The organism is Pseudomonas sp. LRP2-20 (genome assembly GCF_024349685.1).
Classification (GTDB): Bacteria; Pseudomonadota; Gammaproteobacteria; order Pseudomonadales; family Pseudomonadaceae; genus Aquipseudomonas.
In genome coordinates this window covers 105,575-127,500 of sequence record NZ_AP025944.1, presented here as the reverse complement: position 1 = coordinate 127,500, position 21,926 = coordinate 105,575, and the positions used below count along the sequence as shown (strand labels likewise).

The 21,926-nt window shown below is 62.6% G+C and carries 20 protein-coding genes; 17 read left to right on the top strand and 3 right to left on the bottom strand.

The features are described 5' to 3' along the window. Window positions 1-133 precede the first annotated feature (133 nt). Both OCX61_RS00605 and OCX61_RS00600 read right to left on the bottom strand, forming a co-directional pair. Window positions 134-1,354 carry a CaiB/BaiF CoA transferase family protein gene (locus tag OCX61_RS00605; RefSeq protein WP_261942202.1) on the bottom strand — a complete coding sequence of 407 codons (1,221 nt, stop codon included), beginning with the start codon at window positions 1,352-1,354 and terminating at the stop codon, window positions 134-136. A 14-nt stretch (window positions 1,355-1,368) separates the two neighbouring features. Then, on the bottom strand, window positions 1,369-2,550 hold the full coding sequence (locus OCX61_RS00600) for an acyl-CoA dehydrogenase (protein WP_085676655.1): 1,182 nt from the start codon (window positions 2,548-2,550) through the stop codon (window positions 1,369-1,371). A gap of 162 nt (window positions 2,551-2,712) precedes the next feature. Here OCX61_RS00600 and OCX61_RS00595 point away from each other — a divergent pair, with 162 nt between their 5' ends. From OCX61_RS00595 to OCX61_RS00550, 10 genes are all read left to right on the top strand, one after another. Then, entirely contained in the window at window positions 2,713-3,639 is a 927-nt protein-coding gene (locus OCX61_RS00595; RefSeq protein ID WP_261942201.1) for a LysR family transcriptional regulator, read from the top strand. Between the two features lie 409 nt (window positions 3,640-4,048). After that, window positions 4,049-5,170 (top strand): Re/Si-specific NAD(P)(+) transhydrogenase subunit alpha, encoded by a 1,122-nt coding sequence (locus OCX61_RS00590; RefSeq protein WP_015268506.1) that lies wholly within the window; start codon window positions 4,049-4,051, stop codon window positions 5,168-5,170. An 11-nt stretch (window positions 5,171-5,181) separates the two neighbouring features. Next, window positions 5,182-5,496, top strand: coding sequence for an NAD(P) transhydrogenase subunit alpha part 2 (locus tag OCX61_RS00585; protein ID WP_003256966.1), 315 nt, complete (start codon window positions 5,182-5,184; stop codon window positions 5,494-5,496). A gap of 2 nt (window positions 5,497-5,498) precedes the next feature. After that, entirely contained in the window at window positions 5,499-6,935 is a 1,437-nt protein-coding gene (locus OCX61_RS00580; RefSeq protein WP_261942200.1) for an NAD(P)(+) transhydrogenase (Re/Si-specific) subunit beta, read from the top strand. 186 nt (window positions 6,936-7,121) lie between these two features. After that, complete coding sequence (gene scpC / locus OCX61_RS00575; RefSeq protein ID WP_261942199.1) at window positions 7,122-8,615, top strand: succinyl-CoA:acetate CoA-transferase ScpC; 1,494 nt, start codon at window positions 7,122-7,124, stop codon at window positions 8,613-8,615. A gap of 352 nt (window positions 8,616-8,967) precedes the next feature. Then, entirely contained in the window at window positions 8,968-9,183 is a 216-nt protein-coding gene (locus tag OCX61_RS00570; protein ID WP_054884336.1) for a DUF1127 domain-containing protein, read from the top strand. A gap of 301 nt (window positions 9,184-9,484) precedes the next feature. Then, complete coding sequence (locus OCX61_RS00565; RefSeq protein WP_261942198.1) at window positions 9,485-9,802, top strand: DUF2388 domain-containing protein; 318 nt, start codon at window positions 9,485-9,487, stop codon at window positions 9,800-9,802. An 89-nt stretch (window positions 9,803-9,891) separates the two neighbouring features. Beyond that, window positions 9,892-10,185, top strand: coding sequence for a DUF2388 domain-containing protein (locus OCX61_RS00560; protein WP_261942197.1), 294 nt, complete (start codon window positions 9,892-9,894; stop codon window positions 10,183-10,185). Between the two features lie 36 nt (window positions 10,186-10,221). Beyond that, entirely contained in the window at window positions 10,222-10,542 is a 321-nt protein-coding gene (locus OCX61_RS00555; RefSeq protein WP_085676648.1) for a DUF2388 domain-containing protein, read from the top strand. Next, complete coding sequence (locus OCX61_RS00550) at window positions 10,539-12,497, top strand: DUF7844 domain-containing protein (protein WP_261942196.1); 1,959 nt, start codon at window positions 10,539-10,541, stop codon at window positions 12,495-12,497. The genes OCX61_RS00555 and OCX61_RS00550 overlap by 4 nt, the downstream gene beginning before the upstream one ends. A 111-nt stretch (window positions 12,498-12,608) precedes the next feature. Here the strand turns inward: OCX61_RS00550 and OCX61_RS00545 are convergent, their stop codons facing one another. After that, on the bottom strand, window positions 12,609-13,010 hold the full coding sequence (locus OCX61_RS00545) for a GFA family protein (protein WP_261942195.1): 402 nt from the start codon (window positions 13,008-13,010) through the stop codon (window positions 12,609-12,611). Window positions 13,011-13,277: 267 nt separating this feature from the next. Here OCX61_RS00545 and OCX61_RS00540 point away from each other — a divergent pair, with 267 nt between their 5' ends. From OCX61_RS00540 to OCX61_RS00510, 7 genes are all read left to right on the top strand, one after another. Then, complete coding sequence (locus OCX61_RS00540; RefSeq protein ID WP_261942194.1) at window positions 13,278-14,585, top strand: CitMHS family transporter; 1,308 nt, start codon at window positions 13,278-13,280, stop codon at window positions 14,583-14,585. A 69-nt stretch (window positions 14,586-14,654) separates the two neighbouring features. Further along, window positions 14,655-15,425, top strand: a complete 771-nt coding sequence (locus OCX61_RS00535; protein ID WP_261942193.1) for a TerC family protein — start codon at window positions 14,655-14,657, stop codon at window positions 15,423-15,425. Between the two features lie 226 nt (window positions 15,426-15,651). Beyond that, entirely contained in the window at window positions 15,652-17,310 is a 1,659-nt protein-coding gene (locus OCX61_RS00530; RefSeq protein WP_261942192.1) for a Na/Pi cotransporter family protein, read from the top strand. A gap of 30 nt (window positions 17,311-17,340) precedes the next feature. Next, window positions 17,341-18,744: a M16 family metallopeptidase gene (locus OCX61_RS00525; RefSeq protein WP_261942191.1), complete on the top strand. Its 1,404-nt coding sequence runs from the start codon at window positions 17,341-17,343 to the stop codon at window positions 18,742-18,744. A 156-nt stretch (window positions 18,745-18,900) separates the two neighbouring features. Then, on the top strand, window positions 18,901-19,923 hold the full coding sequence (locus OCX61_RS00520; RefSeq protein WP_261942190.1) for a DUF5924 family protein: 1,023 nt from the start codon (window positions 18,901-18,903) through the stop codon (window positions 19,921-19,923). Between the two features lie 80 nt (window positions 19,924-20,003). Beyond that, window positions 20,004-21,137, top strand: a complete 1,134-nt coding sequence (locus OCX61_RS00515) for an ABC transporter permease (RefSeq protein WP_261942189.1) — start codon at window positions 20,004-20,006, stop codon at window positions 21,135-21,137. Next, window positions 21,134-21,925 (top strand): ABC transporter ATP-binding protein, encoded by a 792-nt coding sequence (locus OCX61_RS00510; RefSeq protein ID WP_261942188.1) that lies wholly within the window; start codon window positions 21,134-21,136, stop codon window positions 21,923-21,925. The genes OCX61_RS00515 and OCX61_RS00510 overlap by 4 nt, the downstream gene beginning before the upstream one ends. Window position 21,926: the final 1 nt, after the last annotated feature.

The window sequence follows — 21,926 nt, the reverse complement described above, 5'->3', positions numbered from 1 at the left end:
CGTCGGAAGTGGGGCGCATTATAAGGGGATTCGAAAGCGCGTCAACCCTTAATTTCAAGAAACTTCAATATCGCTGAAAAGCAAAGCGGGGAGGCCTGACGGCCTCCCCGCTCTTCAATAGCTCTATATAGCGTCAGAGCACGCCAGCGCTGCGCAAACGCCCTACAGCATCCACATCCATTCCCAGCACATCACCCAGCACCGCCTCGGTATGCTCACCCAGCAGCGGGGGCGCACGCCGATACTCCACAGGCGTTTCGGACAGCCGAATCGGGCTGGCTACCTGCGGCACGCTCCCAGCCAGCGCATGGGGCATGGTTACCGCCAGCCCCCGAGCCAGCACCTGTGGATCCTGGAACATCTTCGCCAGGTCGTTGATCGGCCCACACGGCACCCCGGCAGCCTCCAACTGGCTCACCCATTCGGCGGTAGTCTTGAATACCGTCGCCTGGCGAATCAGTGGAATCAGCTCGGCCCGGTTCGCCACCCGCTGCTTATTAGTAGCGAAGCGAGGGTCATCTGCCCACTGCGGCTGCCCAGCCACCTCGGCAAACTTGCGGAACTGACCATCGTTACCCACGGTGAGGATGAAATCGCCATCCGCCGTCGGGAAGTCCTGGTAAGGGACGATATTAGGGTGAGCATTGCCCAGGCGCCGCGGCGGGTTACCCGTGGTCAGGTAGTTCATCGCCTGGTTGGCCAGGCAAGCCACCTGTACATCGAGCAGCGCCATGTCGATGTGCTGCCCAACACCATGCTGATCGCGGTAGGCGAGGGCGGCCAGAATCGCCACTGTCGAGTACAGCCCGGTAAGAATATCGGTCAGTGCAACACCCACCTTCACCGGCCCGGCACCTTCCTCCCCATCCGGGCGGCCGGTCAGGCTCATCAGCCCACCCAGCCCCTGGATCATGAAGTCATACCCCGCGCGCTTGGCGTACGGCCCGGTCTGGCCGAAGCCAGTGATCGAGCAATAGATGAGCTTGGGGTTGATCGCCTTCAGGCTTGGGTAATCCAGCCCATAAGCCGCCAGCCCACCGACCTTGAAGTTTTCGATGACGATATCCGACTTGGCCGCCAGCTCGCGCACCAGGCGCTGGCCTTCCGGCTGAGTGAAGTCGATGGTCACCGAGCGCTTGTTGCGGTTTGCCGACAGGTAATAGGCCGCTTCGCTGGTGTTCTCACCCCGGGCATCCTTGAGGAAGGGTGGCCCCCAGGCGCGAGTGTCGTCGCCACTACCCGGGCGCTCGACCTTGATTACGTCAGCACCAAGGTCCGCCAGGATCTGGCCAGACCAAGGCCCCGCCAGCACACGGGAGAGGTCCAGCACCCGCAGATGAGATAGCGCGCCCATGGACTGGCTCCTTATCAGTAGAAGGCCTGGATGCCGGTCTGCGCACGCCCGAGGATCAGCGCATGCACGTCATGGGTACCCTCATAGGTGTTGACCACCTCAAGGTTGACCAGGTGGCGCGCCACACCGAACTCGTCGGAGATGCCGTTGCCGCCGAGCATGTCACGGGCCATGCGGGCAATGTCCAGGGCCTTGCCGCAGGAGTTACGCTTCATGATCGAAGTGATCTCCACCGCCGCAGTGCCTTCATCCTTCATCCGCCCCAGTCGCAGGCAGCCTTGCAGGGCCAGGGTAATTTCGGTCTGCATGTCGGCCAGCTTCTTCTGGATCAGCTGGTTGGCAGCCAGCGGGCGACCGAACTGCTGACGGTCCAGGGTGTACTGGCGAGCGGTGTGCCAGCAGGCTTCGGCTGCCCCCAGCGCCCCCCAGGAGATACCATACCGCGCCGAGTTCAGGCAGGTGAACGGACCTTTGAGGCCACGCACATCCGGGAAAATGTTCTCTTCAGGGACGAATACGTTGTCCATGACGATCTCACCGGTGATCGACGCGCGCAGGCCGACCTTGCCGTGGATCGCCGGAGCACTGAGCCCTTGCCAGCCTTTCTCCAGCACGAAGCCGCGGATATCGCCGGCATCATCCTTGGCCCAGACCACGAACACATCGGCGATCGGGCTGTTGGTGATCCACATCTTGCTGCCACTCAGGCGATAGCCGCCATCGACCTTCCTGGCACGGGTAATCATCGAGCCCGGGTCGGAGCCATGGTTAGGCTCGGTCAGGCCAAAGCAGCCAATCCACTCGCCGGAGGCCAGCTTGGGCAGGTACTTCTGCTTCTGCGCCTCGGTACCGAACTCATTGATCGGCACCATCACCAGCGAAGACTGCACGCTCATCATCGAACGGTAGCCGGAGTCGATGCGCTCCACTTCACGGGCAATCAGGCCGTAGCACACGTAGTTCAGGCCGCTGCCGCCGTATTGCTCGGGAATGGTCGCACCAAGCAGGCCGACTTCACCCATCTCGCGGAAGATCGCCGGGTCGGTCTGTTCGTGACGGAAGGCTTCCAGTACGCGCGGGGCCAGCTTGTCCTGGGCGAACTGATAAGCGCTGTCACGCACCATGCGCTCTTCTTCAGTGAGCTGCTGATCCAGCAGCAGCGGGTCGATCCAGTTGAAGCTTGCTTTACCGGCCATGAGCGAAATCCTCGAAATAGGGGAGCGGTTTCTTGTGCCATTGATCCTAGGCCTGATCTGGCAACACGACAAACGAGGATTGCGCACGCATAAGTGATATTTTGTCACTCCGTGATACTCGAAATCGCCATATTCACGGCTCTATAAGTGAGGTTGACGTACATGCGCCGCAAGATCCCCAGCACCACCGCACTGGTCTGCTTCGAAGCGGCCGCACGTCACGAGAGCTTTACCAAGGCAGCCCAGGAGCTGGCCCTGACCCAGGGTGCCGTCTGTCGCCAGATCGCTGGGCTGGAGGAGTTCCTCAACGTCGAACTGTTCAGGCGCTCACGCCGTGGCGTGAAACTGACCGAAGCCGGGCTTTCCTATAGCCGACAGGTTGCCGCGCAGCTCGATGCGGTGGAACGCGACACGTTGTCGGTGATGCGACAGCAGGGCGCCAACGTCATCGAACTGGCCGTGGTGCCCACCTTCGGCACCCAATGGCTGTTGCCACGTCTCAAGGACTTCCAGCAACGTCACCCCGAGGTCACCGTCAACCTGACCAACCGCACCCGCCCGTTCCTGTTCGCCGACACCCCGTTCGATGCCGCCATCTACTTCGGTGATGCCGACTGGTCCGGCACCCAGTCCCATCGCCTGATGGGCGAGAACCCCATGCCGGTGTGCAGCCCGGCCTTGCTGGGCGGGCAGGGCATGCTCGACGCTCAGCGCATCGCCAGCCTGCCGCTGCTGCAGCAAACCACCCGGCCCTACGCCTGGCGCCAGTGGTTCAATGGCCTGGGCCTGAATATCGCGGGCGACATGACAGGCCCGCGCTATGAACTATTCTCGATGCTGGCCCAGGCGGCCATGCACGAGATGGGCATCGCGCTGATCCCACCCTTCCTGATCCAGCGCGAACTGGATGAGGGCAGGCTGGTGGTCGCTAACAGGTACGCGCTGTCCAGCGACAAGGCCTACTATCTGATGATTCCCGAACGCAAGGTCGAGTCCGCGTCACTGCGAGCCTTCCGTGACTGGCTGGTGAGCCAGGCACAGCTCTATACCGCCTCGCACAGAGGCGACAGCGCTGACCTACCCTTGTAGTCAATTATTTTAAACACCTACAGATATACGTTTTTGTCGCATTAGCGAAAACTGTTCAGGTGAATCGAAAAACCCATCGAAGCCGCTAAACACGCGGCTTTCAGAGGGTTTTACGACACTCACCAGCCCATCCGCGAAATCATCGCAAAAAATTTCAAATTTTCCCCTAATCTGCCAATAGCCCATGGTTGACGGGCTGCAGCCCATCACTTGCGACATACGGTCACAGGGTGACTTGTAGTTTTAACTTCGTTTCGCTCCAGAACCGGTTGAAGGCCCTCGGGTTCGTCTGCAAAATGCTTCGCCCGCCTTGGATTCGGCGGGCTCGGCGCTCAACAGCCGCCCCAGCGCGCCATCCGCAGTGTGCTGGCTTTTACAAAGACAAAAGGTCACCGCAGGAGAAATAGTCGTGCACATTGGTGTTCCTCTCGAGACGCAGACCGGTGAGACAAGGGTCGCTGCGACCCCAGAAACCATCAAGAAACTGATTGGCCAGGGCCATCAGGTCACCGTCCAACGGGGGGCAGGGCTCAACGCCAGCATTCCGGACAGTGCCTATGAGGCCGTGGGCGCTTCCCTGGGGAGCGCAGCCGATGCCTACGGCGCCCAATTGGTCCTCAAAGTGGTCGCTCCCAACGACCAGGAACTGGCCCTGATCAACAGTGGCAGCCTCCTGGTGGGCATGCTCAACCCCTTCAACAGTGAACTGATCGGCAAGATGGCCGAACGCGGGATTACCGCTTTCGCCCTGGAAGCCGCACCCCGCACCTCACGGGCCCAAAGCCTGGACGTGCTGTCGTCTCAGGCCAACATCGCCGGTTACAAGGCCGTGCTGCTGGCCGCCCACCACTACCCACGCTTCATGCCCATGCTGATGACCGCCGCCGGTACCGTTAAGGCCGCGCGCGTGCTGATCCTCGGGGCGGGGGTTGCCGGCCTGCAGGCCATTGCCACGGCCAAGCGCCTGGGTGCGGTGATCGAGGCGTCCGACGTTCGCCCGGCGGTGAAGGAGCAGATCGAGTCGCTGGGCGCCAAGTTCATCGACGTGCCTTACGAGACCGATGAGGAACGTGAATGCGCCGAAGGCGTCGGCGGCTATGCCCGGCCGATGCCGGCCAGCTGGATGCAACGCCAGGCCCAGGCGGTGCACGAGCGCGCCAAGCAGGCCGATATCGTCATCACCACCGCATTGATCCCTGGCCGCAAGGCACCGACGCTGCTCAGCGCCGAGACCGTGGCGCAGATGAAGCCCGGCTCGGTGGTCATCGACCTGGCGGCAGCCCAGGGCGGCAACTGTCCGCTGACCGTTGCCGACCAGGTGGTGCAGGAGAACGGCGTGATCATCGTCGGCCCGACCAACCTGCCGGCTCAGGTGGGCGCCGATGCCTCGGCACTGTATGCGCGCAACCTGCTGGACTTCATGAAGCTGCTGTTCGACAAGGACGGCGCACTGGTCATCAACCTCGAAGACGACATCGTCGCGGCCTGCCTCATGTGCCGCGATGGCCAGGTCGTCCGCAAGAACGGCTAAGGAGCACGACAATGGAAGACATGCTGATTTCCCATGGCATCTACAACCTGATCATCTTCGTGCTGGCCATCTATGTGGGCTACCACGTGGTGTGGAACGTTACCCCGGCGCTGCACACCCCGCTGATGGCGGTTACCAACGCCATCTCGGCAATCGTCATCGTCGGTGCCATGCTGGCGGCGGCCCTGACCGTAACCCCGGCAGGCAAGCTGATGGGCACCCTGGCGGTGGCCCTGGCTGCGGTCAACGTGTTCGGTGGCTTCCTGGTCACCCGCCGCATGCTTGAGATGTTCAAGAAGAAAACCAAGAACGAGGCGCAGAAGTAAGCATGAGCATGAATCTGGTAACGCTCCTCTACCTCGTCGCCTCGGTGTGCTTCATCCAGGCGCTCAAGGGCCTGTCGCACCCGACCACTTCGCGGCGCGGCAACCTGTTCGGCATGATCGGCATGGGGATCGCCATCCTCACTACGGTTGGACTCATCTATAAGCTTGGAGCTGAGCTGGCGACTGCCGGCATCGGCTACGTGATCGTCGGCCTGCTGGTCGGCGGTACCGCCGGTTCGATCATGGCCAAGCGCGTCGAGATGACCAAGATGCCGGAACTGGTCGCCTTCATGCACAGCATGATCGGCCTGGCCGCGGTGTTCATTGCCATCGCCGCCGTGCTGGAGCCACAGTCGATGGGCATCGTTGCTGCGATCAGCGACCCGATCCCCACCGGCAACCGCCTGGAACTGTTCCTGGGTGCAGCCATCGGCGCCATCACCTTCTCAGGTTCCGTGATCGCCTTCGGCAAGCTGTCGGGCAAGTACAAGTTCCGCCTGTTCCAGGGCGCACCGGTACAGTTCGCCGGTCAGCACAAGCTGAACCTGATCCTCGGCCTGACCACCATTGCCCTGGGCCTGCTGTTCACCTTCACCGGCCACTACAGTGCCTTCACCCTGATGCTGGTCCTGGCCTTCATCATGGGCGTGCTGATCATTATTCCGATCGGTGGCGCCGACATGCCGGTGGTGGTGTCGATGCTCAACAGCTATTCGGGCTGGGCAGCGGCCGGTATCGGCTTCTCGCTGAACAACTCGATGCTGATCATCGCCGGCTCCCTGGTCGGCTCAAGCGGTGCGATCCTCTCGTACATCATGTGCAAGGCGATGAACCGTTCGTTCTTCAACGTCATCCTCGGTGGCTTTGGCGGCGATACCGATGCCGGCGCGGCGCAAGGTTCGAAAGAACAGCGCCCGGTGAAGTCCGGTTCGGCCGACGACGCCACCTTCCTGCTGAGCAACGCCGACAGCGTGATCATCGTCCCGGGTTACGGCCTGGCGGTGGCCCGTGCCCAGCACGCGCTCAAGGAACTGACCGAGAAGCTGACCCACAACGGCGTGACCGTGAAGTACGCGATCCACCCGGTAGCAGGGCGCATGCCTGGGCACATGAACGTTCTGCTGGCTGAAGCCGAAGTGCCGTACGATCAGGTGTTCGAGATGGAAGACATCAACGCCGAGTTCGGCCAGGCCGACGTGGTGCTGGTGCTGGGCGCCAACGACGTGGTCAACCCGGCGGCGAAGAACGATCCGAAGTCGCCGATCGCCGGCATGCCGATCCTCGAGGCATTCAAGGCCAAGACCATCATCGTCAACAAGCGCTCCATGGCCAGCGGCTATGCCGGCCTGGACAACGAACTGTTCTACCTGGACAAGACCATGATGGTGTTCGGTGACGCGAAAAAGGTCATCGAAGACATGGTCAAGGCAGTGGAGTGACAGCTACCGCTGCAAACCCGCTGATATAAAGAAAGCCCCGGTCAGAATCTGCCGGGGCTTTTCTTTTATTGATCCGGATCAACGGCTCTACTTCAAGGCTTCTCATACGACCATGGTCGTGGGACGGCAATGGGCGAAATCTCTAGACTGCGCTTCAGTAGTTTCAGTAGCCCGAGATAACAATCCATGTACCGTGATCGTATCCGCTTGTCCTCCCTGCACAGCAAGGTAATGAGTGCGGCTGATGCCGCTGGCCTGATCGAGGACGGCATGACCGTCGGCATGAGCGGATTCACCCGCGCCGGCGAAGCCAAGGCTGTGCCGCATGCCCTGGCCGAACGCGCCAAGCAGTCGCCACTGAAAATCAGCCTGATGACCGGCGCCAGCCTGGGCAACGACCTCGACAAGCAGTTGACCGAAGCCGGCGTGCTGGCCCGTCGCATGCCGTTCCAGGTGGACAGCACCCTGCGCAAGGCCATCAACGACGGCCAGGTGATGTTCATCGACCAGCACCTGTCGGAAACCGTCGAGCAGCTGCGCAACCAGCAGCTCAAGCTGCCGGATATCGCGGTAATCGAAGCCGTGGCCATCACCGAGCAGGGCCACATCGTGCCGACCACTTCGGTGGGCAACTCGGCCAGCTTCGCGATCTTTGCCAAGCAAGTGATCGTCGAGATCAACCTGTCGCACAACGCCAACCTCGAAGGCCTGCACGACATCTATATCCCGACCTATCGCCCGACCCGCACGCCAATCCCGCTGGTCAAGGTCGACGACCGCATTGGCAGCACCGCGATCCCGATCGACCCGGCCAAGATCGTTGGCATCGTCATCAGCGACCAACCGGATTCGCCATCCACCGTGCTGCCACCGGATGACGAAACCCAGGGCATCGCCAACCACCTGATCAACTTCCTCAAGCAAGAAGTGGAAGCTGGCCGCATGACCAACAAGCTCGGCCCGCTGCAGGCAGGTATCGGCAGCATCGCCAACGCGGTGATGTGTGGCCTGATCGAGTCGCCGTTCGAAGAACTGACCATGTACTCCGAAGTGCTGCAGGACTCGACCTTCGACCTGATCGACGCCGGCAAGCTGAGCTTTGCCTCGGGCAGCTCGATCACCCTGTCGACCCGCCGCAATGCCGACGTGTTCGGCAACCTTGAGCGCTACAAGGACAAGCTGGTCCTGCGCCCGCAGGAAATCTCCAACCACCCCGAAGTGGTCCGCCGCCTGGGCATCATCGGCATCAACACGGCGCTGGAGTTCGACATCTACGGTAACGTCAACTCGACCCACGTCTGTGGCACCAGGATGATGAACGGCATCGGTGGTTCGGGTGACTTCGCCCGCAACGCCCACCTGGCGGTGTTCGTCACCAAGTCGATCGCCAAGGGCGGTGCCATTTCCAGCGTGGTGCCAATGGTCAGCCACGTTGACCATACCGAGCACGACGTCGACATCCTGGTCACCGAGCAGGGCCTGGCCGACCTGCGTGGCCTGGCACCGCGTGAGCGCGCTCGAGCGATCATCGACAACTGTGTGCACCCGGACTACCGTGCAGCGCTGAACGATTACTTCGAGCGCGCCTGCCAGCGTGGCGGCCATACCCCGCACATCCTGCGTGAAGCCCTGAGCTGGCACGAGAACCTGGAAGAAACCGGGCGCATGCTCGCCAGCTGATCCACTCGCCTCAACTGTTCGGGCCTTGTCGTCGCCACGCCGGCGACAGGGCCAGTACAGTCAACCCACCCCATCGGAACACCTCCCGCCTTTTACTGATTAAAACTGTACTTCTGTACTGGTATTTTCAGGCCATTTCATCTTGCAAATCCGCACGCACAAGCAAAAACGCACCACTACAGTGCGGACCGGTACAGTTGCGCCTATTTCGAGTGCAACAGTCGGGTTAAACAGTTAACTGGCCCATCGCATTACCCTTGAACTGTATCTACTGTTATAGACAGCAGAGGAGGATCATTGGCATCAGTTAAATCACTACCTAATCCCGCCATAAGCGGAAGGATGAAACATCATGGAACGTACCCTCAGTTCCGGTCTGGTTTTTGAAAGCAACGCCCAGCAGTCTCAGGCTTCCCTGCCACTGCGTGCTATTTCCACCCTGCTGCTGTGGCAGCGCCGCATGGCCAGCCGTCGTCAACTGGCTCGCCTGGACGCCCGCCTGCTGGCCGACGCCGGTATCAGCGAGTCGCAGCGTTACGAAGAGCTGAGCAAGCCGTTCTGGCGCTAAGCTCCGGTTCGCCGGCTACGGCCGGCACCGCGAATTCCCCAACCCGTTGCAGGCGACTGCAGCGGGTTTTTTATTGCCCGAAAGCTGCGTCCCAGCGCTGCTTTACGCGGGACAGGTACAATTTTCAAAAAGTCAAATAACCACCATAACAGTTTCTCGCTGCGGCTCTCGTTAACATCCAGATACAGCACCGCGTGATACGCTTCGCCAAACAGTCTGGTAGAACCAGTTGTCAAAAACGTACCGCGACGGGCTGTGCAAGCGTCCGATACAGCAGAACCCTATCCAGGAGTCCAAGAACATGTCCCGTAAATACCTGATTGGCGCCGCCCTGCTGCTCGGCCTGGCCAGCACCGCCAATGCCAGCAGCTTCGTTGTGACCACTGATGCCGTGGTACGCGCCGTCGCCGCCTCCACCGACGCCACTTCCGACCTGACCTCGTCGTTCCGTGATGACAAGATCGTGCAGGCCGCACGTGATGACGCCGCCAGCTTCGTCGGCACCCAAGGCGCCATTCGTGGTGCGCGGCTGGAAAGTGCCTTCCTGCACATCCGTTCGACCATGCCGCAGCTGCAAGCCAGTGATGCGCAGCTGGCTCAGGCCATCCTCGCGATCTGATCAAGGCGCTGCACAGCAGGTGCGTTGGCTTCGGCTCACGCACCTGGGATAGCCTTCGCCGTTCATTTCCCAAGCCGTCAAGAAAGCTCATGCGTTATCTGTTGCCGTTGCTGCTCACCGCCATTGGCATGGCCAGCGCCCACGCCATGGACACCACCACCCAAGGCCTGGTCATCACCGGTTACGTCACCAGCCAGGTCACCGCCGCCCCCTTCGACCGCAAACTGGTCAGGCAGGCCCGCGACGATGCTGCGGCATTCGTTGCCAGCGATGGCCTGATCCGCGGTGCACGCCTGGAAGCGGCACTCGACTCGTTGCGCCACAACTGCGCCCGGCACTCCGTCGGCGACCTTGAACTGGCAGAAGCAATTCTCGTCCAATAACTACCCCTGACTCCCTGTATTTTTCGGAGATGCTCCATGCGTAAACCGCTGATTGCCGCTACCCTCGGCATGTTGCTGCTGGCCGACCTGGCCCATGCACAGACCCTGGTGGCCACCAGCAATATCATCGTGCGCGCCTTTGGCCGCTCGATCGATTTCACTTCTGACACCACCACTTCGATCCGCGACGCCAAAGTCGTGCGCGAAGCCCATGACGACGCCGCCAGCTTCGTCGCCAGCAATGGCGATATCCGTGGCGCGCAGCTCGAAGCCGCTTTCAGCACCCTGCGCGAGCGCGTACCTGAAGCGCGCGACGCCAGCGACCAAGTACTGGCCGAAGCCATTCTCGCGCTGTGAACCGCGTGCGTGCCTGGCTGCTCGGCGGCGCTTTGACGCTGCTGGGCACGCCCGCCCTGGCCGACCTGCAGCTCGAACTGCAGGCGGCAGGCCTCGATCCGCAACAGACCCAAGCCAGCCAGGCCCTGCTCGATGAGGCCATGAGCAAGCTGCCTCCACGATTCAAGCAACGGCTGGACCGGCGCGTCCGGGTCAGCTGGAGCGACAACATGCCAGCCGATGCCTATGGCCAGGCTTCGCTGGTATCGACCCTCGAACTCAACCGCAGCTTGCTGCCGGGCCTGACTGACGGCAGTGCCGCCACTGAGCGCACCAACCGCCCCCACGGCACTGTGCGCGAGGAGCTGCTGGCCACTGTCCTGCACGAACTCACCCACATCTACGATCGTGCACGCCTGTGGCCCAGCGCCGAGCGCTCGCTGATCGCCCGCTGCGCGCGACAGCAAGGCACGCTGGGCAAGGTCGGCCAGCTGGAAGAATGCCGAGGTCAAGCCGAACGCCGCTTTACCCTCAGCGACGACCCGCGTCTGCTCGACCTGGCTGGCTGGCCGCAATACGTTGGCCGGCGTGGTGAGCGTGAGCAGCACAACGCCCAGTTCATGCGCAGCCCCGACAGTTATGAACTGAGCAGCCCCAAGGAATACATCGCGGTCAACATGGAGTATTTCCTCCTGGACCCAAGCTACGGCTGCCGTCGCCCGGCGCTCAACCAGTACCTGCGTGACCACTTTGACTGGGCGCCACAGCAGAACACCTGCGCCAAGGGCCTGCCGTTCATCAATGCCGGCAGTGACTTCGCCCGTCAGCCGCTGGGCGAGATCGACCCAGAACGGGTCTACCAGGTCGACTTCCTGCTGGCTGAAGCCAACCAGAACCTGGTCAGCCGCTGGGGCCACAGCATGCTGCGCCTGGTGATCTGCAAACCCGGTCGCCCACGTGGGCCGGACTGCCGCCTGGACCTCGACCAGAGCCTGGTGCTGTCTTACCGTGCATTCGTCAACGATGTGCAGCTATCCAGCTGGGATGGCCTGGTCGGCGTCTATCCCTCACGGCTGTTCGTGCTGCCGCTGGGCCAGGTGATCGACGAATACACCAAGACTGAACTGCGCAGCCTGGCCTCGGTACCGCTCAAGCTCAACCGCGACGAGATCGAAAACCTGGTACGCCAGGCCGCCGAGATGCACTGGAGCTACGACGGCAACTATTGGTTCCTGTCCAACAACTGCGCCGTGGAGTCGTTGAAGCTGCTGCGCAGCGGTACTGCCAACCCACGCCTCAACGACCTCGACAACATCATGCCAAATGGCCTGCTGGCTGTGCTGAAGGGCAGGGGGCTGGCCGATACCAGCGTGCTTGATGACCCCCGTGAAGCCCTGCGCCTGGGTTATCGCTTCGACTCCTATCGCGACCGCTACCAGGCCATGTTCGATGTGCTGAGGAAGCAGCTGCCGATCAAGCAGACCGAGGTCGAGGACTGGCTGGCCCAGGATGCAGAACAAAGGCGCCCGTGGTTCGACAAGGCCGATCTGCGCACCAGTGCGGCCTTGCTGCTGCTCGAGCAGGCCAGCCTGCGCCGGCAATTGCTGCTGGCTCAGGACGAAGTGAAACAGCGGTACCTGAACGCTGCAGCGCTGAAGGACGGCAGCATCAACAAGGCCGACGAAACGCTGAAGCAGATGCTCGCCAACAGCGGCTTCCTGAGCCGCCCGGCCGAATTGCTGGATGCCAAGGGCTATGGGTTGCCGCAGCCAGAAGAGCGCAAGCAACTGGAGCAGGTCAGTACCGAGCGGCAGGCCAAGCTGCTGCGCCTGAGTACCGACCTGGACAAAGAGGTGAGGGCGCTGCTGGAGCCTTCTCGGGCGAAGGAAATTGCTGCGGTCGAGGCCAATGTGAAGCAGATCGGCGAGCATTTGCGGGCATTGCACAAGGCAGCTGGCGGCCTGCAGCTACCCTGAATCCTGTACCGGCCTCTTCGCGGGCAAGCCCGCTCCCACAGGTCCAGCGCAAGCCTCGAACCTGTGGGGTCGGGCTTGCCCCGCGAAATGGCCGGCAAAGGCAGCCCAAGGCTACAGCCTCTCCTCAGATTCCGAGGGCAACCCCTCATCCAGATGCAGCCAAGACAACCGGCTTTTAGCCCAGATATGCCTCTTGGCTGGCGCCAGCTCCGGATGGTCCAGCGTCGCCACCGTCACATCGATGCTTCCCGGACTATGCTCCGTGACCAACGCCAAATGCGCCCCGCATTCCCCACAGAAATACCGCTTGCAACTGGCCGGTGCCACATAGCACTGGGGCCGGCCCGCCAACCAGCGGAAACCCGAACGGGGCAGGGTGACCCAGGTCACCACCAACCCGCCGCTGACGCGCCGGCAGATCGAACAATGGCAATGGGCGACATCCGTCAGGTCACCCTGCAGCCGATAGCGCAAGGCGCCGCAATGGCAGCCACCCTCGGTAAAATCCTGCATCACCTACCTCCCGTCGCCGTTTTCTCGGCGAAAGCTGGCTGAAAGCTTGCCCCCCTAGGATAGCCCCCCACTACCGGCACAAGACCGGTCAGCCAGGGCACCCGGAACTTTCCGCGCCCGGCCCATCAACAACAACAATGGTGATTCTGATGTATTCCTGCACCCGCCTTTGCGTCCTACCCCTGCGCATGCTCCCCGTGCAGCGCCTAAAGCGCTGATCCGCCCGAATCGACATTCCTTTCGCCGCGCCACGCCTGGAGTATTGCCATGCTGACCTTCCTCGGCTTTGCCATGGTCATCACCTTCATGTACCTGATCATGACCAAGCGCCTGTCGGCCTTGATCGCGCTGATCCTGGTACCGATCCTGTTCGCTCTGTTCGGCGGTTTTTCCGCCAAGATCGGCCCAATGATGCTCGAAGGCATCAGTAAGCTCGCACCCACCGGCGTGATGCTGATGTTCGCCATCCTCTACTTCGCCCTGATGATCGACTCCGGCCTGTTCGACCCGGCCGTGCGCAAGATCCTCAAGCTGGTCAAGGGCGACCCGTTGAAAGTCTCGGTCGGCACCGCCGTGCTGGCCTTGGTGGTCTCACTCGACGGTGACGGTGCCACCACCTACATGATCTGCTGCGCCGCCATGCTGCCGCTTTACAGCCGCCTGGGCATGAGCCCGCGGATCATGGCCGGCCTGATCATCCTCGCCGGCGGGGTGATGAACATGACCCCGTGGGGCGGCCCCACCGCCCGCGCCGCCAGCGCCCTGCATGTAGACCCGTCGGACATCTTCGTGCCGATGATCCCGGCCATGCTCTTCGGTGTGCTGGCGATCCTTGCCATCGCCTACCTGTACGGCAAGCGCGAACGTGCCCGCCTGGGTGAGCTGCACCTGCCGACCGATGACATCGACCACAGCGAAATCAGCGTGTCGCAGTTCCCTGAAGCGCGCCGCCCCAAGCTGATCTACTTCAACGGTGCCCTGACCGCCGCCCTGATGGTCGCGCTGATCGCCGGCGTGCTGCCGCTGCCGGTGCTGTTCATGATCGCCTTCAGTATCGCCATGATCGTCAACTACCCGTGCCTGCAGCAGCAGAAAGACCGCATCGCCGCCCACGCCGGCAGCGTGCTGGCCGTGACCGGGTTGATCTTCGCCGCCGGCATCTTCACCGGCATCCTGTCGGGTACCGGCATGGTCGAGGCCATGTCCAAGAGCCTGCTGGCGGTCATCCCTGAAGCATTGGGCCCCTACCTGGCAGTGATCACCGCGATCGTGAGCATGCCGTTCACCTTCTTCATGTCCAACGACGCCTTCTACTACGGCGTGCTGCCGGTGCTGTCGGAAGCGGCCAGCCACTACGGCATCAGCCCGGTGGAAATGGCCCGTGCCTCGATCGTCGGGCAGCCGGTACACCTGCTCAGCCCGCTGGTGCCTTCGACCTACCTGCTGGTGGCCCTGGCCGGTATCGAGTTCGGCGACCACCAGCGCTTCACACTCAAGTGGGCAGTGCTGGTGTGCCTATGCATAATGTTCGCCGCGCTGCTGATGGGCATTTTCCCGCTGTTCAGTAGTCTTTAATTAACACGCATCACCCAACGCGATGCCCCCGGTCGGGGTGCATCGCCTTTATCGTTTGAAGGAATACACATGGAATGGCTGACCAGCCCGGAAATCTGGGTTGCCTTTTTTACCCTGACGGCACTTGAGATCGTCCTCGGGATCGACAACATCATCATGATCTCGATCCTGGTCAGCCGCATGCCCAAGCACATGCAGCCACGCACCCGGATCTTCGGCCTGGCCCTGGCCATGGTCACCCGCATCATGCTGCTGCTGTCGATCACCTGGGTCATGCGCCTGACCGCCGACCTGTTCGTGGTATTCGGCCAGGGCATTTCCGGGCGTGACCTGATCCTGTTCTGCGGCGGCCTGTTCCTGCTGTGGAAAAGCTCGCAAGAGATCTACCACGGCCTGGAAGGCGAGGAAGAGAGCGCCGACGAACCCAAGGGGGCTGGCGGCAAGTTCCTGTACACCATCATTCAGATCGCCATCATCGACATCGTGTTTTCGCTGGACTCGGTGATCACTGCCGTCGGCATGGTCTCGCACGTGCCGGTGATGATTGCCGCAATCGTCGTCGCGGTGCTGGTGATGATGGCCTGCGCCGGCGCCATCAGCGACTTCATCGACAAACACCCTTCGCTGAAGATGCTTGCACTTTCCTTCCTGATCGTCGTCGGTACCGTGCTGATCGCCGAATCTTTCGATGTTCACGTGCCGAAGGGCTACGTCTACTTCGCCATGGCCTTCTCGCTGGCCGTGGAGGCGATCAACATCCGCATGCGTACTGCCTTGGCGCGCAAGCAGGGCAAGGAGCATGAGCCGGTGAAACTGCGCAAGGACATTCCGGGTCAATAAGATCCGGACGCAGTGTAAAGGGCCCTCCGGGGCCCTTTTTCATGTACCGGCTTTCATCACACAAACATTTCAAATGCTTGCAGAGCGTGCCAAGCTGGCGCGAGCTTCGCAAAACAACTAAAGCTTGAGTAGGCACTGGATCAAAACACCCACCCCCGGGCCAGGCTTACGGCTTCATCCATTTTGGCTCCGCCACTGGAGCCCGATAACAAAGGGGGGCTCGACCATGCTGACCCTGCTCAACCTGCTCTCCGCCGTGGCCTTGCTGGTGTGGGGCACGCATATCGTCCGTACCGGCATCCTCAGGGTGTTCGGCTCCAACCTGCGCCGCGTGCTCAGCCAGAACATGAACCGCCGACCGCTGGCGTTCATTGCCGGTATCGTGGTCACTGCCGTGGTGCAGAGCAGCAACGCCACTGCCATGCTGGTCACGTCCTTCGTCGGCCAGGGCCTGATGGCCATGACCCCGGCGCTGGCGATCATGCTCGGCGCCGATGTCGGGACCGCGCTGATGGCCCGGGTACTGACCTTCGACCTGTCGTGGCTGTCGCCGCTGCTGGTGTTCCTCGGGGTGATCTTCTTCCTCTCGCGCAAGCAGACCCGTGTGGGCCAGCTGGGCCGCGTGGCAATCGGCCTGGGCTTGATCATCCTGGCCCTGCAGCTGATCGTGCAGGCCGCGGCGCCGATTACCCATGCGCAAGGGGTGAAGGTGCTGTTCGCCTCGCTGACTGGCGATATCCTGCTCGACGCTCTGGTTGGCGCACTGTTCGCCATGGTCTCGTATTCCAGCCTGGCTGCCGTGCTACTCACCGCCACCCTGGCCGGCGCTGAGGTGATCAGCCTGCCGGTGGCCATCGGCCTGGTCGTCGGTGCCAACATCGGCAGCGGCCTGCTGGCCTTCATCAGCACCAGCATGCAGAACGCCGCCGGCCGCCGCGTGGCCCTGGGTAGCCTGCTGTACAAGCTGATCGGCCTGCTGCTGATCATCCCTGTGCTGCACCCACTGGTGGAGTGGATGGACAGCCTGAGCTTCAGCCCGCAGGAGCTGGTGATCGGTTTCCACCTGCTCTACAACACGCTGCGCTGCCTGATCATGCTGCCGACGGTCAAACCCATGGGCCGCCTGTGCAACACGCTGTTGCCCGAACGCGAAACCACCAATGGCCAGATCCGCCCGCGCCATCTCGATGCCTCGGCGTTGACCACGCCCAGCCTGGCCCTGGCCAATGCCGCCCGGGAAACCCTGCGCCTGGGCGACATCGTCGACAGCCTGCTGGAAGCCATGCTTGGCGCCCTGCGCGGCACCCACACTGCCATGCCCCAGCAGGTACGGGCCTTGGGCGAAGATGCCGAAGCACTCTATAGCGCGATCAAGCTGTACCTGGCGCAGATGCCACGGGAAGACCTCAGCGATCAGGACAACCGGCGCTGGGCAGAAGTCATCGAGCTGGCGATCAACCTGAAGTTGGCTTGCGACCTGATCGAACGCATGCTGCGCAAGGTGCAGCAGCAGAAAACCAGCCAGCGCCGGGAGTTTTCCCAGGTCGGCCTGGAAGAACTCACCGGGCTGCAGGAGCAGTTGCTGGCCAACCTGCGCCTGGGCCTGTCGGTATTCCTCAGCGCCGATCCGGAGAGCGCACGCCTGCTGCTGCGCGAAAAACGCCGTTTCCGCGCCCAGGAACGGCGCCTGGCGCATGCCCACGTCAGCCGTTTGCAGCGCAAGGTCGTGCAAAGTATCGAGACCAGTTCGCTACACTTGGAGCTGATTGCCGATATGAAGCGGTTGAACTCTTTGTTCTGCAGCAGTGCCTATGTGGTACTGGGTGGCTCGGACACCGGCGGGCTGCTGCTCGACAGCGTCCCGGAAGATGCCCACCTGTCCTGATCTCGCACACCTGGAGACCGTCGCTCGCCCATGCGTTGCCTGATGTTCGTTTGCCTGCTGATCTGCAGCCTGCCTTCATTTGCCCTCGACCGCTCGCGGGTCGAGGGTTACCTGTTGCCCAATGGCCTGCAGGTGATCCTGAAATCCGGTTACGAACGCGACCATGTGGCGATCCGCCTGGTGGTGGGGGTTGGCCTGGATGACTTTGGCTGCGAGCAGAAAGAATTGCCGCACCTGCTCGAACACCTGCTGTTCACCGGCATCGACGAGACCGGTGAAGGCGGCCTGGAGGAGCGCCTGCAGAGCCTGGGCGGCGAATGGAATGCCTATACCAGCAGCGCCGACACCACCTTCGTCATCGAGGCACCGGCACGCAACCAGCGCAAGGTCCTCGACCTGTTGCTGGCAATCGTCCGCGACACCCGCATCGACGCCAAGGCCCTGGCCACGGCCAAGCACATCATCGAACGCGAGGATGGCGGCCACTATGGCCACCTGCAGCGCTGGCTCGACCGCCAGGACATCGGCCACCCGGCCAGCGACCAGCTGGCCACCGAGCTGGGCCTGAAATGCCCTGAACGCTCCAACGTCGCGGACATGACCCTGGAGCAGGTGAAAACCCTGCGTGAGCACTGGTACGCCGCCAACAACATGACCCTGATCGTGGTGGGCGGCCTGGATCGCCTGTTGCCAGCCTATCTGGAACGCACCTTTGGTGAGCTGCCGGCCACCGAGCCAGAAGAGCGGCGCACCCTCGAAAGCATCAGCCAACAGGCCGAACAGCGCCGCGACCTGACCCGGGGCCTGCTGGGCGACAGCGTCAAGTTGCACTGGCTGTTCATCGAGCCGGTCCTGGACAGTGACCATCAGCAAACCCTCGACCTGCTGTCGCGCTACCTCGACTGGGCGATGTACGACCAGCTGCGCCTGCGCAATGGCCTGTCGTACGGGCCGTCCGTACAACGCGAGAGCTTTGGCGACAGCGGCATGCTCAGCCTCAATGCCGACCTTGAGCGCGAAGATGTCGACCAGGCTGTGAAGGTGATGCAGCAGCTGTTCGACCACCTGCGCAAGGAAGGCCTCGACCCGGATACCTTCGCCCGCATCAAGGATGCCGCCGTGGCCAAGGAAAGCTGGAGCACCCAGGGCAACAGTGCGCTGGCCGATTACTACTGGGGTGCGCTGAACGATTACAACAACGGTCGCTTTGCCGACCCGGCGCGCAAGTTGCGCCAGGTGACGCTGGAAGAGGCCAATGCGGCCTTGAAGGAATTGCTCAAGGATGAAGGTTACCTGCGGATCGAGAAGCCGTTCCTGGGGTATGACGAGCTTTATGGGCTGGTGGCCTTGCTGCTGGGGCTGATATTGGCGCTTGGGCTGTTGCGCTGGCGGCGACAGAAGCCGGAACGACCCAGTGGTGCTACACGGCAGTAGTGAATCGGCGGTATCCTTTTGCCAGTACCGGCCCTTTCGCGGCTAAACCCGCTCCCACAGGAACCGCACAGGTTTCATGATCAGTGCACGACCTGTGGGAGCGGGTTTACCCGCGAAGAGGCCGGCACAGCCACCTCAAACTCCTGTTGTAGACCCATGCCCCCAATACCCCATTTCGTCCAGCGCGTCATCGAGCTGCTCAAACGCTACCCCGGCGTCATTGCGCTCGGTGGTTTCCTCTCCGGCATCGGCAGCTTCATCCTGGTCGACCGCCAGGCCAGCCTGGCCAGCTGGATCGCCATCCTGATGCTGGTCAGCTGGGTCTGGCTGATGCTGGAAAACACCCTCACCGGCCTGTTCGCGCGCACCTTCAACCGCGAGATCCCCCAGCCGTTGCTGCGCTATGCGACACAGATGATCCACCAGGAAAGCCTGTTCTTCGTCTTGCCGTTCTTCTTCATCACCACCACCTGGAACAGCGGCCAGCTGGTGTTCACCGGCCTGCTTGGCGCCGCCGGGCTGATCTCGATCATCGATCCGCTCTACTACAAGTGGCTGGCGCCCCGGCGCTGGCTGTTCCTCGCGCTGCACACCCTGACGCTGTTCGCCGCGCTGCTCACCGCGCTGCCGATCATCCTGCACCTGACTACCGCACAGAGCTTCAAGCTGGCGTTGATCGCTGCCATGGCACTGTCGTTCCCAAGCCTGGTCAGCAGCTTCCCGGTCAATACCTGGCGCCGCGGCGTGGCACTGGTGGTGGTTACGCTGGCCGTGGGCGCTGGCGGCTGGCTGCTGCGCTCGTGGGTGCCACCGGCAACGCTGTGGATGACGGACGTGGCGGTGAGCACCGAAGTACTCAATCGCCAGCCCGGCGAATCCCTCGAAGAGATTGCCGCCAGCCGCATTCGCAGCAATGGCCTGTACGCCTATACCGCGATCAACGCACCGCGAGGCCTGGACGAGCGCATCTACCACGTGTGGCAGAAGGACGGCCAGGAGGTCGATCGCATTGCCCTGGACATCCACGGCGGGCGCAAGGAAGGCTACCGCGCCTGGACCCACAAGCAGAACTTCCCGCCCAACCCGGTGGGCAAGTGGCAGGTGCGGGTGCTGACCGAAGATGGCCAGGTGATCGGCGTGCTGCGCTTCAAGGTAGTGGACGACGCGCCTGCGCCGTGACGCCAGCGCAGGACAGCACATATTCAACAAACTGCTCCATGCCCGCTGCGCTATGATCAGCCTCTAGCCCAGTCGGATGCATGGAGCCTATGACCACCCCCAGCGCCACCCTGGACACCAGCTGCCAGCCGGCCTGCCTGCGGATCGCCGGTGACTGGACCCTGGCCCACTACGCCAGCCTCAAGCGCGACAGCGAGCGCCTGCGCACGCAGTATGGCGCCGACACCATTGCCGACCTCAGCCAGCTGGGCCGCCTGGACACTGCCGGTGCCTCGCTGCTGGCCGAGTTGCTCGGCTCCGAGCGCCTGTCGTACTGCACCAACGACCTGCCCGAAGCCAGCCGCGCCCTGCTCAAGAATGTCTACTGTTCGGTGCAGGACTACTGCATCCCGGTCAAGGAGCCGGAGCGCAACGTGCTGCTGGTGCTGCTGGAGCGCATCGGGCGCGCAGTCGGCACACTGTGGCAAGACACCATGCAGCTGCTCGGATTCCTCGGCCTGATCATCGAGACCCTGCTGCGCCGCCTGCTGCAGCCACACCGCTGGCGCGTCACCCCGGTCATCGCGCACATCGAGCAGACCGGGCTGGACGCGGCCCCCATCGTCGCCTTGCTGACTTTCCTGGTGGGCGCCGTGGTGGCCTTCCTCGGGGCCACGGTACTGGCCGATTTTGGCGCCACGGTCTTCACCGTCGACCTGGTGGCCTTCTCGTTCCTGCGCGAATTCGCCGTGCTGCTGACCGCCATCCTGATGGCCGGGCGCACCGCCAGCGCCTTCACCGCGCAGATCGGCTCGATGAAGGCCAATGAAGAGGTCGACGCCATCCGCACCCTGGGCCTCAACCCGATCGAGCTGCTGGTGGTGCCACGGGTACTGGCGCTGCTGATCTCACTGCCACTGCTGACCTTCGTCGCGATGATCTGCGGCATCGTCGGTGGTGCGGTGGTCTGCGCCCTGTCACTGGGCATTTCGCCGGCGATGTTCCTGTCGCTGCTGCAAACCGACATCGGCGTGCAGCACTTCCTCGTCGGCCTGGCCAAGGCGCCGATCTTTGCCTTCCTGATCGCCGCCATCGGCTGCCTCGAAGGCTTCAAGGTCAGTGGCAGCGCCGAATCGGTCGGCGCCCACACCACCTCCAGCGTGGTGCAATCGATTTTCGTGGTCATCGTGCTGGATGCGGTGGCGGCACTGTTCTGCATGGAGATGGGCTGGTGAATGGCCGGGAAGCGGTGATCGAAGCGCGGGGCATCTGCAATCGCTTCGGCAGCCAGGTGGTGCACAAGGACCTCGACCTGGACCTGTACCGCGGCGAAATCCTCGCGGTGGTCGGCGGTTCGGGTAGCGGCAAGTCGGTGTTGCTGCGCAGCATCATCGGCCTGCGGCGCCCCAACGAGGGGCAGGTCAAGGTATTCGGCGAAGACCTGGCCGGTTTGCGCGAGGAACAACGTTCGCTGGTCGAACGCCGTTTCGGCGTGCTGTTTCAGAAGGGCGCACTGTTTTCATCCCTGACCGTCACCGAAAACGTCGCCCTGCCGTTGATCGAGCATGCCGGCCTGTCGCGCGCCGATGCCGAGCACCTGGCCGGGGTCAAGCTGGCGCTGGCCGGCCTGCCGATTTCCGCCGCCGACAAATACCCCTCGTCGCTCTCCGGCGGCATGATCAAGCGCGCGGCCCTGGCTCGCGCCCTGGCGCTGGACCCGGACATCCTGTTCCTCGACGAGCCCACCGCCGGCCTCGACCCGATCGGCGCCGCTGCCTTCGACCAGTTGATCCTGACCTTGCGCGATGCCCTGGGCCTGAGCGTGTTCCTGATCACCCACGATCTCGACACCCTCTACACCATCACCGATCGCATCGCCGTGTTGTCACAGAAGAAGGTGCTGGTCGCCGGCCCCCTGGCCGAGGTCGAACAGACCAACGACCCCTGGATCCACGAATACTTTCACGGCCCACGCGGGCGCGCGGCCGAACACGCCGCCGCCAACGCCGGGCAGGAGCGCTGAA